The sequence below is a fragment of the Anaerococcus sp. C0059F3 genome (assembly GCF_056590475.1).
This window is the reverse complement of record NZ_JBWPWE010000003.1, coordinates 162,270-177,387: the sequence shown is the minus strand read 5'-3', so window position 1 is coordinate 177,387 and position 15,118 is coordinate 162,270. Positions and strand designations below refer to the sequence as shown.

Here is a 15,118-nt window from a genome sequence, read left to right as displayed (position 1 = left end):
AGCCCCAATAGGGGCGTGCCGGTATTCGCGCCTTATAGGCGCTGCACAAACTACCAGCTAAGCTGGTAGTTTTGATTAAGGAGTAGTATGGCAAATAAAAAATTAGATAAGTATAAGGATTATTTCAAAGGCAAAACCTACAACATAACAACCTTTGGTTGCCAAATGAATGAACACGATTCTGAAAGAATTTCCTTTATCCTTGAAGATTTAGGTTATACCTATGAGGAAGATAGGAAAAAGGCTGATTTTATTTTGTTTAATACCTGTTTGGTAAGGGAAAATGCAGAGCTTAAACTTTATGGTCAAGTTTCATCACTTAAAAAAATAAAAGAAGCTCACCCAGAAAAGATCATAGCTGTATCTGGATGTATGATGCAAACAGAAGTCGCAAGGCAAGTAATAATTGACAAACACAAGGAAGTTGATATTATTTTTGGTACAAAAAATATTAATTCCCTAGCAGATTTAATTTTTAGGTACCTAGAAACAGGTGAAAGGGTTGTAGACATATCTACAGATAATGTAAAGGATGATTTTGTACTCTATAATACCCCAAATCATTTCCAAGCTTATGTAAATATTATGACAGGCTGTGATAATTTCTGTTCTTATTGTATAGTTCCAGAATCAAGGGGTAGGGAAGAGTCTAGGAGACCTTCTTCAATTATTGAGGAAGTTGAATATTTGGTAAATCAAGGATATAAAGAAGTAACACTTCTAGGTCAAAATGTAAATTCATATGGCAATAAGGCTGACTTTAATCATACCTTTCCAGAGCTTTTAGAAAAAGTTGCTCAGATTCCAAACTTAAAAAGGCTTAGGTTTACAACAAGCCATCCAAAAGACCTTTCTGATGAATTAATCCAAGTTATAAAAAGAAATGATAATATTTGTAAATATTTCCATTTACCACTTCAATCAGGCTCTGACAAGGTTCTTAAGGATATGAACAGAAAATACACTCAAGAAAAATATTTGGAAAGAGCAAGGAAATTAAGGGAAGAAATTCCTGAAATAGCAATATCTACAGATATAATTGTTGGTTATCCAACAGAAACTGAAGAAGATTTCAAAGAAACCCTAAAGGTTTGTCAAGAAGTGGGATATGATACAGCCTTCACTTTTAAATATTCTCCAAGGCCTAAGACAAGGGCAGCAAAACTTACCCCGATAGACGATGAAATTGTTCAGGAGAGATTTGATAGGCTATTAGACCTCTTATATCCAATATTTAATGAGAAAAATAAAAATTATATAGGTAAAACTGTAGAAGTTTTATTGGAATCAGAGAGTAAAAACAATCCAGAAGTATTAACAGGTAGAACTGATGATTATAAACTTGTGCATGTCAAGGCTGATAAGAGTCTTATAGGTGAGTTTGTAAAGGTAAAAATTACTGATAATACTTCATTTACAATATCAGGAGACCTCGTAGAATAAAATCCCGGCCTTGGCTGGGGTTTTTAATTTGTTAGAAAGTTTTGTAAATAATATTTTATATATGTTTTATATTAAGTGTTTTCAAAGCTTTTTTATGAAAAATTATCGGGTAAAATATAGTTTGTTAGGAAGGAGGTTTTATGAAAGATGTTTCTGTAAAAGCCAAAGCAAAACTATCATATGTTTTAGATAATGATTTGTTAGATGGCTTGATAAGGGAAGATAATCTATCAGCTAAGGCTAGGTATCTTAGAAAAAACTATGACTTTTTAAGTGCAGATGATGAAAAGATTATCTTAGAAGATAAACTGCGTACGCACTTCTATAAAGAACTTAGGAGTCTAGAATATTTTCTAACAGGTCTAGAAAAAAAGTTTTACCAGCTGTATTTTTCTATTTTCAAAATATATTTGATACAAGAAATAATAACAAGCATTTTAAATGGATCTTTGGCTGAGAATTTGGGATATTTTAGAAATAATCCATACTATAAGGCAATGAGTCTTAATCTAGATACAAGTTTTAAAGATTTTATAGAAAGTCTTGATGATTACCATATAAAGCGAGTCCTTGAACCTTTTTTAAATGAAAATATGGATAAGGATTCTATTATATTTTTATCGTCAAATGCTCTTATAAAATCTTATTATAGGGAGCTTTTAAAAATAAGTGAAAAATTTCCATCAAAAGAATCGAAACTTATTAAAAATTTCTTAGCAGAAGAGATAAATTTGCTCAACTTTGAAATGCTTTATAGGCTTAAATCATTCTTTGATGTAAATAATAGTGAGATTTTTAATTACTTAATTGAAGGTGGATATCTATATAATGGTCAAAGACTAAAAATGTTATCCGATTTTAGCAAAGAAGAGCTTATGGAATATTTTAAGGATACTAAGTATAAAAATATATTTGAAGATGAGAATCTATTTTATAAAAAAATGCAGGATAAGAGGCTTAAGAATTTCAAAGATGAAATAATCAAAGAAAGATCTGATATACTCTATATAATTTCTGCAATGAATATTTTATACTTAAATATGAAAAATCTTATAGCTATTTTGGAAATGGATGATAAATACACTTATAGCCAAAAAGAAGAGTTGTTAATAGGAAGGTAAATATGGCAGTAGAAAAAATGCACCTGGTAAATATTACATCTAAGTTAGATAATCTTAATGATTTGCTCTTAGATGTGGTAGATATAGGTCAAATTGAACCAATTGATGCTTTCAATCAAGTAGCCAGCAGAGCTTTTTCAGTAACCGCAAGTACAGAAAATGTAGAACTTACTGAAGATATGAACAATATTAAAAGTTTTGATGGCCTTTCTAAGTCTGATAATGAAAAAATGAATTATCTAAAGAAATTTCTTGAGATTCATGATGATGAAAATTTAAATTATAATCAAAAAGTAATTTCTAGAGAAAGACTAGAAGAATTATATGAAGATTTAGCGCCTCTTATAAAGAGAAGAGAAGAGTTACTTGAGAAAAGAAAAGAACTTCTAAATTTCAAGGCAAACTTAGAAGTGCTTGATAAGGCTGATATTGATATAAATAAAATAAGACAATTAAAATATTTTGATTACAGATATGGTGAAGTATCTAAGGATGGTAGGTTTATTCTTAAAAATAATTATGAAAATATACCGTCCCTAATTATCCATCTAGATAGCGAGGCAAAAAAATCCGCTGATGCCTTAAACGAAATTATAGAACTAGATAAGAAAACTAGGATTAGGCGTGAAGAAGTTGACAATATAATCGTTAGCGAAAGAGAAGAAAGTCTAAAAGTAGCATCTAGGATTGATACTAAATATTCTAATATGATTCAAGATGAAATCATTAAGATAAATTCAAAATATGATGGGGAAATAGCAGAACAAAGTAAAAAAATCAAAAGTGATTATAACAAGCTAAAGGATGATATTTCAAGTATTTACAACAAAGAAGTAGAAACTCTTGTAGATTATGCTTTTGATATGGTTGTAAAGGGGGATTAAATGACAGATAAGGTAAAAAAATCAAAAGAAAATTATTTGTTAGTTTACCCTAAGCAGGTTAAGGAAGATATAGGAAGAGCTGTTAATACGATGGGCTTTATTGATAAAGAAATTCCTGATGAGGATTTACTAACTATAAATAAAGACCTAGGCGACATTGATTCAGAACTAAAATCATTAGAAACAAGTATACAAGACATCAGATCTAAAAATAAAGATGTTGTTGATAACTTATCTAATTCTTTGGAATATTATGAAAAAAGTGATGAATTAGTTGCAAAAATGGCTAAGGGAGATAAATACCTTTATCTATCTGGTTGGGTTCCTGACTCAAAAATTAAAGATTTTGAAAATTTATCAAATAAATATGATGATACAATAGTTACAGTCAAGGAGGAGTCAAATCAAGAACCTCCTACAAAACTTAAAAATAATAAATTATTTAGGCCGTTTGAATTTTTGGTAAACATGTATGGGGCACCAAATTATAACGAAATAGATCCAACTCCATTTTTTGCAGTATCATACATGCTCTTGTATGGAATGATGTTTGGTGACTTAGGCCAAGGTTTGGTTTTTGTTCTCTTAAGTTTTTTAGTTGACAAAAAAAACAAAACTTTTGGTGCCCTAATAAGAAGAGTAGGATTTTCAGCATGTTTCTTTGGAATGATGTATGGTTCAGTATTTGGTATAGAAACCTTAATACCTGCTATACTTATCAAGCCATTTGATAATATTATGAAAGTCCTTATTGCTTCAGTGGCCTTTGGTATAGGACTACTTGTAATATCCTATTTTATAGGAATTTATAATAAACTTGTTAAGCAAAAGAATATTGAAGAAGGTATCTTTGGCAAGGAAGGTATAGCAGGACTTATGATGATGACTTCATTTGTTTTGCTAATTCTGAATATTGTCAAAGTAAATCCTCTACCAAAAACAGTAGGTTTAGTAATTTTGCTTGCTTCAATAGTTATGATTGTATTTTCAAGACCAATCGCAGCTAAAATTGAAAAGAGAGATGAAGTTTTTGAATCAAGTGCTTTCGACTATTATGTTGAAAGTTCATTTTCGATAATAGAAGCACTTCTATCTGTATTTTCAAATCTTGTATCTTTTACAAGGGTAGGAGCCTTTGCTATAAACCACGTTGGTTTATACATGGCATTTGAAGTTATGAGTAAAATCGCAGGCGGAGGAATTAAGGGACTAATTATATTAATTCTAGGAAATATCTTAATCATTGGGCTTGAAGGCATGATAGTCTTTATCCAAGGCTTGAGACTAGAGTTTTATGAGATGTTTAGTAAATATTATCAAGGAAATGGTCGTAAATTCAGACCAATTAAAGAAAGTAAATAAAAGGAGATATTATGATTAAATATACAGCAATGCTAGCATTAGCAGTAGTAATAATAACAATTTATTCAGGTTTATACTTATTAAAGAACAATGAAGACCCATCAAAAGCAAAAATTTCTAAAGCATTAAAGATGAATTTATTTACCTTTGTGCCAGTTATGTTAATGATAGTTGTACTTATGATTCCATCTGCTTCAAAAGCTGCAGAAGGTGCAGCTACAGCTCAAGCAGCATCTGATGGACTTAAATATATAGGTGCAGCTCTTTCAACAGGTCTTGCAGCTATTGGTACAGGATATGCCGTAGGTACAGTTGGTTCTGCAGCTCTTGGTGCTATTTCTGAAGACCAATCTATCCTTGGTAGGACAATCATATTCGTAGGTCTTGCCGAAGGTATAGCTATCTTTGGTGTTATCATTTCAATCATGATCCTAAACGCATAAGATGAAAGCGAAGATTTTAACAGATTCAAATAGCTTGTTAACAATGTTTAGACTTGGTGCGATTGAAGGAGAATTAGTTTCTACTAATAATTTTGAAAAAGTTTTTGATAAATCAATCGATGATGAGAATCTTGCGATATTAATTGTAACTAGATCTGTTTATCAAAAAAATTCTATCAAAATTGATAATTTTAGGAAAGATAATTCCATGCCTTTGATAGTTACCATTGATGGCTGAAAGGATATAATATGCTAGATATAGAAGCAAAATTATCAAGCTTTAGAAAGATGGTTTGGGATGAAGAAAAGGAAAAAACTGACCAAGAATTATTCCAATCCACTGAAAGAAATTCTTCATTTTTAGATAGTAAAAATGAGTCCCGCAAGGAAGATTTTGAGAAAAAAGTTAAAGATAGGGATGTATTTCTAGAAATAAGAAAAAATGAAGAGATTTCTAAAATTAGCCAAGATGAAAAAAATAGGTTTTTTGCTTATAAAGAGCAATTGCTTGATGATTTTTATGAAAAATTAACAGATAAATTGAAAGCCTATAGGAAGACAAGCGATTATAAAGATAAGCTTCAAAAGGAAATAGAAGGCAAAATTAAAAGCCTAGGCCTAAATGAAGATGAGATTATAGTTGCTGTTGTAGATGAAGATTTAAATTTGATTGATTTTAAGCATACAGAAAGTATCGAAAAAACAAATATCGGAGGCTTTATGCTTATTGATATCAATAAGGAATTTAGATATAACTTTACTTATAGGCAAAAAATTAGAGAAAATAAGTATGAATTTGGTAAAAAACTATACCAAGTTCTTGAAAGTGAGAGTTTTAATGAATCCAATAATTAAGACAATAAATGGGCCAGTAGTTTATGCCAAAAATGCTAGGAGTCTTAAGATAAAAGAGATGGTCTCTGTTGGAGGATTAAAGCTAATTGGCGAAGTTATATCAGTTGACGGTGATATAGCTACAATTCAGGTATATGAAGATACTTCAGGCCTTAAGGTCGGCGAAGATATTATTTCAACATCCATGCCCTTATCAGTAAGGTTAGGTCCGGGTCTACTCGGTAATATGTTTGACGGCATTGAAAGACCGCTTAAGGATATTATGGACAAACACGGGGCCTTTATTCCATCTGGAATTGGTTTTGATAATCTTAACCTTGAAAAACAATGGGATGTAAAGATTAAGTTTAAAGTAGGCGATAAGATAAAAAAATCTGATATCTACGCTACAATCAAAGAAACTGAAGTTATAGATCACAGACTTTTATCAAATGTTGAAGGCACTATAATCGAAGCTAAGGAAGACGGACTTTATAGGCTTGAAGATACTATTTTAAAGGTTGAAAATGATGAAGGCATCCATGAGCTTAAACTTTATCAATACTGGCCAGTTAGAAATCCAAGACCGGTTAAAAAGGCTTTAAGTCTTAAGAATTTACTTGTAACAGGTCAAAGAGTTTTGGATGTATTTTTCCCAATTGCTAAGGGTGGTACCGTTGCAATTCCCGGCGGATTTGGTACAGGAAAGACCATGCTCCAACACCAATTAGCCCAATATTCTGATGTTGATATTATTGTTTACATCGGTTGTGGAGAGAGGGGAAATGAGATGACTCAAGTTCTTGAGGAATTCCCTGATCTTATAGATCCAAATACTGGCAAGGACCTTATGCAAAGGACAATCCTTATCGCAAATACTTCCAATATGCCGGTGGCAGCGAGGGAAGCTAGTATCTATACAGGTATAACTATTGCTGAGTATTATAGAGATATGGGCTATGATGTTGCCCTTATGGCTGACTCTACATCTAGGTGGGCAGAAGCTCTTAGGGAAATATCTGCAAGGCTAGAAGAAATTCCGGCTGAAGAAGGTTACCCAGCTTATCTTGCATCTAGGCTTTCGAAGTTTTATGAAAGAGCAGGATATTTTGAAAACCTAAACGGAACTAAGGGATCGGTTACCTTGATTGGTGCGGTTTCTCCATCTGGTGGAGACTTTTCAGAACCTGTAACAGAAGCTACAAGACGTTCAGTAAATGTATTTTTAGGTCTTGATAGAAAACTTGCTTATTCTAGACATTATCCAGCTATAAACTGGCTTACATCTTATACAAACTACCTAGATAAGATAAGAGATTTTTATAAAGAAACCTATAATTCAGATATCATTGGCGTAAGAAATAAATTAATGAATGTTCTAATTGATGAAGAAGAAGTTAAGTCAATTATGATGCTTGTTGGATCTGATGCCCTATCAGATGAGCAGAAGAATATACTTGATGTAGCAAGTTTAATTAGGAATGGTTTCTTGCAACAAAATGCTTATAATGATACTGATAAGTATGTACCAGTCAAAAAGCAAATAATGATGCTAGATGTCATTGAAAAGTACTATGACCTAAGTAAGGCGGCTTTAAAAGATAATATTTCATATGATAAATTTTATAGCTCATCTTTATTAAATGACATAAGCCAAATGAAATACAACGTAGAAAATGATAAGATTGAAAAACTTAATGATCTAAGTTCACAAATTGAAAATCATTTTGCAAGAGTTAGGGGGTAGGCTATTGAGAAAAGAATATACTAAAATTAAAAAAATTGAATCATCAATAATTGAAGTTGAAAAAGTTTCTGATATAGCTTATAACTCCCTAGTTTCTGTTCACGCAGAGGGGATGGAATTTGTTGGTTCTGTTGTAATGGTTAATGAAGATACTGTTACAATTGAAGTTTATGCCAATACTGATAACTTTTCTATAGATGATATAGTTGTTAGTTTCCATGAAAAACCACTTGAATTACCATTGAATGAAAATATCTTAGGAAGAACTTTCAATGGTATAGGTGAGCCTATAGATAATGGCGGCGATATTTATTCAGACGAAACATATCCAGTTGAAGGCCTTGCCTTAAATCCAGTTGCGAGAGAATACCCAAGAGACTTTATACAAACAGGAATTTCTGCTATAGATACACTTACAACCCTTATCCGTGGCCAGAAGCTACCTATATTTTCAGGATCTGGTCTTCCTCATAACGAGATAGCAGCGCAAATTATTAGGCAAGCAAAACTTAAAACAGACGAAGATTTCGCTTTTGTTTTCGCTGCTATGGGAATTAAAAAAGACGAAGCAATGTTCTTTGAAGATGCTTTTTCAAAGGCAGGTGTAAAAGATAAGTTAGTTATGTACCAAAACTTGGCAGATTCTCCAATTATGGAAAGACTTCTTGCACCTAAGTGCGCTCTTACAGCTGCAGAATATTTAGCCTACAAAAAAGGCTATCACGTTCTTGTAATAATCACCGATATGACTTCATATTGTGAAGCTTTAAGAGAAGTATCTTCAATAAGGGGCGAAATCCCATCAAGGAAGGGCTATCCAGGTTATCTTTACTCTAACCTTGCAAGTCTTTATGAAAGAGCTGGCATGATTGAAGGTGTTAAGGGATCAGTAACCCTTATTCCAATTTTAACAATGCCAAACGATGATATAACCCATCCAGTACCTGACCTTACAGGATATATTACAGAAGGCCAAATTGTTATTGATAGGGGTCTATCAAGCAAGGGAGTTTATCCTCCAATTAACGTCCTTCCTTCATTATCAAGACTTATGAAAGATGGTATTGGTGAAGGATACACTAGGGCAGACCATGAAGACGTAATGAACCAGCTTTATGAGTCATATTCAAAGGTAATTGATGTAAGAAATATTGCCCAAATTGTAGGTGAAGAAGACTTATCAGAAATAGATAAAAAGTACCTTGAATTTGGTGAAGTATTTGAAAATAAATTCCTAGCCCAGGGACAAAATGAAAATAGGGAATTAGAAGAAAGTCTAGACCTTGCTTGGGATATATTAAAAATTCTACCAAGGACTGAACTACACAGGGTATCTGAGAAAAATCTTGACAAATTTATAGGTAAGATTGATGAATAATGACGCTATAGCAAGCAAAGCGAATTTAATAAAAGCCAAGGATGAACTTAAGCTTCTAGAAGTCGGTCTTGATATTCTTGACAAGAAGAGAAAGGCCTTGATGAATGCTCACGACAGCAAAATTAAGGATAGGGACAATTTAAATATTAAAGTTAATGAAACCATGGCCAAGGTAAGCCACAGTTTTAACAAGGCGTTAGCCAGTATTGGTGAGGAAAAGCTAGAAAACCTTGCAGGCCTTATTCCTATTGATAATTCTATTAAATTATCCACAAGTAAATTTATGCAAACAGATATAGCAGAGATTGAGTTTGAAGATAAAAAATTAACTCTTTCTTATTCGTTTTATCAGACTAATGCCTTGTTGGATAAGGCTTTGATTGACTTTAATAAATTAAGGTCTGATCTTTTTAAACTCGCCGAGCTTGATAGTACAATAAATAACCTAGAAATTGAGATTAGAAAAGCTAATAAAAAAGTAAACAGTCTAGAAAAGATTCAGATACCAAATAAAACTGATTTAATAAAGAATATTTCTCAAAGCATAGAAGAAAAAGAAAGAGAAGAATTCTCAAAGACAAAAATTGTAAAGAAAAATAAAGAAAAAAAGTCATCGTAGAATATCTACGATGGCTTTTTACTTGCTATAATTTATTTTCTTTTTGACGGTCTTACCATATTTACTTCAAGAGGTGTTACAGTATCATAGTCGATTATTCCATCATCATATTGATTTTTCTGCATTGATGCTGATAGGGCAAAGCCGATACAAACCAAAATTAAAAGTTGGAAGGTACCACCGTTTGAGAAAAATGGAAGTGGTATACCTGTTACAGGCATTATACCAATGGTCATACCAACATTTTCAAAAATGTGGATAAAGATTAATCCAGCTATTCCTGTTACAAGAAGACTTATAAAGGTGTTATTTGATGATTTTGCTATGGCAATTAACCTCAAAATTAAAATTGTGAATAAGGCAATCATTATAATTGCACCAATAAAACCTAATTCTTCAGCCAATACTGAAAATATAAAGTCAGTTTCTTTTTCGGGTATATAGCCATATTGGGATTGGCTTCCATTTAGATAGCCCCTGCCATTTATCATGCCGGATCCTATTGCGATCATACCTTGTTGTTGTTGCCAGTTTGATCCTGATGTATCTCTTGAAGGATTTAGGAAGTTTTCAATTCTGTCGGCCCTGAAACCACTTAAGTTCGCGAGAAGAAAAAGGCCTAGTCCAATTCCAGCTAATGCAAAAATTCCTATCCATTTCCAAGAAAGTCCTGCAACAAATATCATTGCAGCAATGAAAAATACATACACCATGGCTGTACCAAAGTCTGGTTGGAGCAAGATTAAACCGATAGGTATTCCAATGAAAATAATCGTACCAAGCAAGACGAGTGGTGTATTAATAGAATACTTATATTTGTCTAAAAAAGCGGCAAGTGACACAATCAAGACAATTTTACATATTTCAGCAGGTTGGAATGAGAAAGATCCAAAATAAATCCAAGACCTAGCTCCCCATTCATCTAGGCCTCGACCAATGGCTAAGGTTATACCCAAAAGACCAAACATACCCGCATAATATACCCTATAGGGTTTTTTAACAACATCTAAGTCCAAGGTACATATTATTGCGATAAATATGAACCCTAAAATTGTCGAAAATATTTGTGTCTTAATTGACGCTAGTCTTCCACCATAGGCAGAATATAGTACAATGAGGCCATATATAGACAAGGCCAATGTTGAAATTAATAGTAGGATATCAAAATCCTTGAAATTTTTCTTTTTTAAATTAAACATTATATCACTCCAGTTCTTATTTATTATATAACAGAAATTGGGCAAATACAATTTTAGCAGGTAAAAATAAGACTAGTATAATATTAGAGAAGGTTGGTGATATTATTTTAAGTAAGAAAAAGATAGGAGAGGTCCTAGAATTATTAGATAAAATGTATCCTGATGTTGATCGTTCAATGCTGGATTTTACAACTCCGTTTGAGTTATTAGTGGCAACAATACTTTCTGCCCAAGCTACAGACGTCAGTGTAAATAAGGTGACTAAGGAAATGTTTAAAGTTGCCAATACTCCAGAAGACTTTGCTAATATGGATATAAAAGAGCTTGAAAATCACATTAGGACTATTGGAATATATAGAAATAAGGCGAAAAATATTAAGGCAGCAAGCAAGATTTTGATGGAGGATTACAATTCAGTTGTTCCTGCTGATAAAAAGGAATTGCAGAAACTTCCAGGAGTGGGGCGAAAAACAGCTAATGTAGTGTGTGCTAACGCTTTTGGGATCCCATCAATAGCTGTAGATACCCATGTTTTTAGGGTTTCAAATAGGATTGGACTGGCTGATGCTAATAATGTTGATAAGACTCAAGATCAGTTAGAAAAAAATATCGATGAATCTAGGTGGTCAAAAACTCATCATCAAATTATAAGCCATGGCAGGGCTCTTTGTAAGGCAAGAAATCCTCTATGTGAAGAGTGTGAGATAAATAAATTGTGCCAATACTACAGGAGGATTCATGATTAAACTATTTGCTTTTGATATAGACGGAACTTTGCTAGATAATACTTCAAAAGTTACAGACGAAAGCAAGAAAGCTCTAGCAAAGCTTGATGATGCTGGAATAAAGGTTGTTCTTGCTAGTGGAAGAGTTTTTCCATCAATAAAATATAACCAAAAATTGTTAGAAATTTCAGGACCTATTGTGGCAACAAATGGTAGTTTAATAAGTCTTGATGGTAGGGAAGTATATAAATCTTATTATATAGAAGAAAGACTACTAAAAAAATTATATGAATTTTGCCTAGATTATAAAATGGATCTTCATTTTTATGATGAAGAAAATTATTATACAAATAGATTAAATTTGGACAGGATAAAGCATCTAAAAATAGATAATGATTTTGGGATGAATTATCAAGTAGATTTAATAATCAAAAATGATCCAGTTTCATATCTTATCAATCAAGGGAAAAAGGCTATTAAATTTCAAATATCTGGCATAGATGAAAAAGACATGGCTAAAGAAAAAATAATAGATTTATTAGAAAAGGAGTTTGGAGAAGATTTATATATAACGGCTTCTGGAGATTCATTACTAGAGATTGGTAATAAAAATGCAACAAAGTGGACATCGATTGAAGAGATTTGTGATAAACTGGGTATATATACAAATGAAGTTGCAGCCATAGGCGATGCTTATAATGATATTCCAATGGTCAAAGGAGCAGGGCTTGGTTTTGCTATGGGAAATGCAAAGGACAAGCTAAAAGAAGTGGCAGACGTAATTGTAGCAGACAATGAATCTGGTGGAGCTTTGGAGGCTGTAAATTATGTTTTAGAGGCAAATAAAAATGTTTAACATTGTTTTACTAATGCCAGAACATCCTGGAAATGTCGGCAATATTGCAAGAACTTGTGTTTTAACAGAATCAAGACTTCATTTGGTTAGACCTTTTAAATTTAATTTATCAGATAAATATTTAAAAAAGGCAGGAATAGACTATTGGGAATATGTAGATTTAGTTATCCACGATAGTCTTGATGAATTTTTGGAATATTTAAAAGATAAGAATTTCTATTTAGTTGAGACACCAAGTGAAAATAGATATGTTGATGTTGATTTTAAAGATGGTGACTATTTGATTTTTGGCCGTGAAAAGGAAGGTATAGACGAAAAACTCCTTGAAGCATATAAGGAAAAAATCATAACTATACCAATGACACCAAAGATAAATAGGTCTTTAAACTTAGCAAATTCGGTTTCTATTGTTTTGTACGAAGCCCTAAGACAAGTAGATTTTAAATTTTAATAAGGAGATATATGTACGATATAATTATTATTGGCGGTGGTCCTGCTGGTTTATCTGCAGGCTTATACGCCGGAAGAAGTAAGTTAAAAACTTTGATCATAGAAAAAGATGTGGCTGGAGGCCAAATTTCCGGTACAGCCTTTGTAGAAAACTACCCAGGGTCAATAGAAAATCCTACAGGGATGGGACTCTCTGAAAGAATGGAAGAACAAGCAAAAAAATATGCAGAAGTAGTTTTTGAAAATGTAAAAGAAGTTAATCTCGATGGTGAAATAAAAACTGTAAAGACTGATTCTAATGAATATCAAGCTAAGGTTATTATAATTTCTACTGGTGCTAGACATAGGAATCTTGGTGTGCCAGGAGAAAAAGAATTTGCAAATAGGGGAGTTTCATACTGTGCAACTTGTGACGGACCTTTCTATCAAGGCCTTGACATATATGTTGTAGGTGGAGGAGATTCTGCCTTAGAAGAAGCAAATTACCTTACTCGTTATGGAAAATCTGTAACAATCATCCATAGAAGGGATGAATTTAGAGCAAGCGGCGTTGTCGTAGATAATGTAAAAAACAATCCAAAAATAAAGTTTGAATACGATAGCGTAGTTAAAGAAATCAGAGGTGATAAAGAAGTAGATGAATTAGTCTTAGAAAATGTAAAGACTAAGGAAGAAAAAATCATTAAAAATGAAGATGGTTCACCAATAGGAGTATTTATTTTCGTTGGTAATATCGCCCAAACAGAAATTTTTGAAGGTAAGATTAAAATGGAAAATGGGTATATAATTACTGATGAGGATATGAAAACCGACATCGAAGGAGTCTTTGCAGTAGGAGATACTAGGAAAAAAACTGTAAGACAAGTCGTTACTGCAGCAAGTGACGGCTGCATTGCAGCTGTGGTTGCTAACAGGTATCTGGAGAGCAAATCCTGGTAGATATATTGACAAAGTAATAACAAAATGTATATTAATAAATGTAGAAAGAATTTTTAGGAGGCAATAATGACAACAAGAGTAGCAATTAACGGATTTGGTAGAATTGGACGTCTTACCTTAAGAAGAATCGCAGCAGTAGAAGATAATATTGAAGTAGTAGCAATTAACGACCTTATTGACAAAGAAGGTTTACTATATGCTTTCAAATATGATACTGCTCAAGGTAGATTTGATGGTGAAGCCGAATTAACAGAAGACGGATTTAAAATTAATGGTAAAGACATCAAAGTTTTTGCTGAAAGAAATCCAGAAGATCTTCCATGGAAAGATTTAAACGTAGATATCGTTCTTGAATGTACAGGATTCTTTACAGAAAAAGAAAAAGCTGAGGCTCACATCAAAGCTGGAGCAAGAAAAGTTCTTATTTCTGCACCAGGTAAAGGCGATATGAAAACAATCGTATTTGGTGTAAACCACGAAATACTTGATGGCTCAGAAACAGTTGTTTCAGGCGCAAGCTGCACAACAAACTGTCTATCACCAATGGTTAACGTACTATTAAAAGAATTTGGATTTGTTTCAGGACAAATGTCAACAATCCACGCATATACAGCAACTCAAGCTATCCAAGATACACCAGCTAGTAAAAAAGACCTTAGAGGCGGAAGAGCAGCAGCTCAAAACACAATCCCAGCTTCAACAGGTGCAGCAAAAGCTGTTGGTAAAGTACTTCCAGAAGTAGAAGGTAAAATAGATGGATCAGCTCTAAGAGTTCCAACAATTACTGGCTCTATTACTGAACTTTATTCTGTACTTGAAAAGAAAGTTACAGTTGAAGAAGTAAATGCAGCTATGAAAAAATATTCTAACGATGCTTTCGCATACGAAACAGATGATATAGTTTCAAGTGATATTATCGGTTACCCAGCAGGTTCTATATTTGATTCACAACTAACAAAAATAGTTGAAGGAGCAAACGGAACACAAGTTGTTAAGACTGTTGCTTGGTATGATAACGAAATGGGATACGTATCTAACTTAGTTAGAACACTTGATTATCTAGCAAATCTTTAAGAGTATTAAACAGGCGAGATAATATCTCGCCTTTTTTACGAGGT

Annotated in this window: 16 protein-coding genes; 15 read left to right on the top strand and 1 reads right to left on the bottom strand. The window is 32.7% G+C overall.

The genetic code is table 11. The features are described from left to right. The first annotated feature begins 87 nt into the window (after positions 1 to 87). From miaB to AC1EJ5_RS03205, 10 genes are all read left to right on the top strand, one after another. Positions 88 to 1,443 (top strand): tRNA (N6-isopentenyl adenosine(37)-C2)-methylthiotransferase MiaB, encoded by a 1,356-nt coding sequence (gene miaB / locus AC1EJ5_RS03250; RefSeq protein ID WP_223420422.1) that lies wholly within the window; start codon positions 88 to 90, stop codon positions 1,441 to 1,443. Positions 1,444 to 1,583: 140 nt separating this feature from the next. After that, positions 1,584 to 2,564 (top strand): V-type ATPase subunit, encoded by a 981-nt coding sequence (locus AC1EJ5_RS03245; protein ID WP_479814495.1) that lies wholly within the window; start codon positions 1,584 to 1,586, stop codon positions 2,562 to 2,564. 2 nt (positions 2,565 to 2,566) lie between these two features. Continuing rightward, positions 2,567 to 3,448, top strand: a complete 882-nt coding sequence (locus AC1EJ5_RS03240; RefSeq protein WP_479814493.1) for a hypothetical protein — start codon at positions 2,567 to 2,569, stop codon at positions 3,446 to 3,448. Further along, a complete protein-coding gene (locus AC1EJ5_RS03235; protein WP_223420419.1) occupies positions 3,449 to 4,810 on the top strand; it encodes a V-type ATP synthase subunit I in 1,362 nt (453 codons plus the stop codon). 11 nt (positions 4,811 to 4,821) lie between these two features. After that, positions 4,822 to 5,253, top strand: coding sequence for an ATP synthase subunit C (locus AC1EJ5_RS03230; RefSeq protein ID WP_209772114.1), 432 nt, complete (start codon positions 4,822 to 4,824; stop codon positions 5,251 to 5,253). A 1-nt stretch (position 5,254) separates the two neighbouring features. Next, on the top strand, positions 5,255 to 5,491 hold the full coding sequence (locus AC1EJ5_RS03225; protein WP_223420418.1) for a V-type ATP synthase subunit F: 237 nt from the start codon (positions 5,255 to 5,257) through the stop codon (positions 5,489 to 5,491). Between the two features lie 11 nt (positions 5,492 to 5,502). After that, a complete protein-coding gene (locus tag AC1EJ5_RS03220; protein ID WP_223420417.1) occupies positions 5,503 to 6,108 on the top strand; it encodes an ATPase in 606 nt (201 codons plus the stop codon). Continuing rightward, entirely contained in the window at positions 6,092 to 7,834 is a 1,743-nt protein-coding gene (locus tag AC1EJ5_RS03215; protein WP_308749157.1) for a V-type ATP synthase subunit A, read from the top strand. The genes AC1EJ5_RS03220 and AC1EJ5_RS03215 overlap by 17 nt, the downstream gene beginning before the upstream one ends. 4 nt (positions 7,835 to 7,838) lie before the next feature. Continuing rightward, on the top strand, positions 7,839 to 9,212 hold the full coding sequence (locus tag AC1EJ5_RS03210) for a V-type ATP synthase subunit B (RefSeq protein WP_223420415.1): 1,374 nt from the start codon (positions 7,839 to 7,841) through the stop codon (positions 9,210 to 9,212). Beyond that, positions 9,205 to 9,831, top strand: coding sequence for a V-type ATP synthase subunit D (locus AC1EJ5_RS03205; protein WP_223420414.1), 627 nt, complete (start codon positions 9,205 to 9,207; stop codon positions 9,829 to 9,831). Before AC1EJ5_RS03210 ends, AC1EJ5_RS03205 begins: the two co-directional genes overlap by 8 nt. Before the next feature lie 32 nt (positions 9,832 to 9,863). Here the strand turns inward: AC1EJ5_RS03205 and AC1EJ5_RS03200 are convergent, their stop codons facing one another. Then, the gene (locus AC1EJ5_RS03200; protein WP_223420413.1) at positions 9,864 to 11,030 is read right to left on the bottom strand and encodes an FtsW/RodA/SpoVE family cell cycle protein; all 1,167 of its coding nucleotides are present in this window, start codon (positions 11,028 to 11,030) and stop codon (positions 9,864 to 9,866) included. Positions 11,031 to 11,131: 101 nt separating this feature from the next. Here AC1EJ5_RS03200 and nth point away from each other — a divergent pair, with 101 nt between their 5' ends. The 5 genes from nth to gap all read left to right on the top strand — a co-directional run bounded on the left by nth (position 11,132) and on the right by gap (position 15,074). After that, positions 11,132 to 11,776 carry an endonuclease III gene (gene nth / locus AC1EJ5_RS03195; protein ID WP_223420705.1) on the top strand — a complete coding sequence of 215 codons (645 nt, stop codon included), beginning with the start codon at positions 11,132 to 11,134 and terminating at the stop codon, positions 11,774 to 11,776. Continuing rightward, positions 11,769 to 12,611: an HAD family hydrolase gene (locus tag AC1EJ5_RS03190; protein WP_479814488.1), complete on the top strand. Its 843-nt coding sequence runs from the start codon at positions 11,769 to 11,771 to the stop codon at positions 12,609 to 12,611. Before nth ends, AC1EJ5_RS03190 begins: the two co-directional genes overlap by 8 nt. Then, positions 12,604 to 13,062, top strand: a complete 459-nt coding sequence (locus AC1EJ5_RS03185) for a tRNA (cytidine(34)-2'-O)-methyltransferase (RefSeq protein WP_479814486.1) — start codon at positions 12,604 to 12,606, stop codon at positions 13,060 to 13,062. Before AC1EJ5_RS03190 ends, AC1EJ5_RS03185 begins: the two co-directional genes overlap by 8 nt. Before the next feature lie 11 nt (positions 13,063 to 13,073). Further along, entirely contained in the window at positions 13,074 to 14,000 is a 927-nt protein-coding gene (gene trxB / locus AC1EJ5_RS03180; protein WP_479814484.1) for a thioredoxin-disulfide reductase, read from the top strand. A gap of 66 nt (positions 14,001 to 14,066) precedes the next feature. Then, positions 14,067 to 15,074 carry a type I glyceraldehyde-3-phosphate dehydrogenase gene (gene gap, locus AC1EJ5_RS03175; protein ID WP_223420409.1) on the top strand — a complete coding sequence of 336 codons (1,008 nt, stop codon included), beginning with the start codon at positions 14,067 to 14,069 and terminating at the stop codon, positions 15,072 to 15,074. Positions 15,075 to 15,118: the final 44 nt, after the last annotated feature.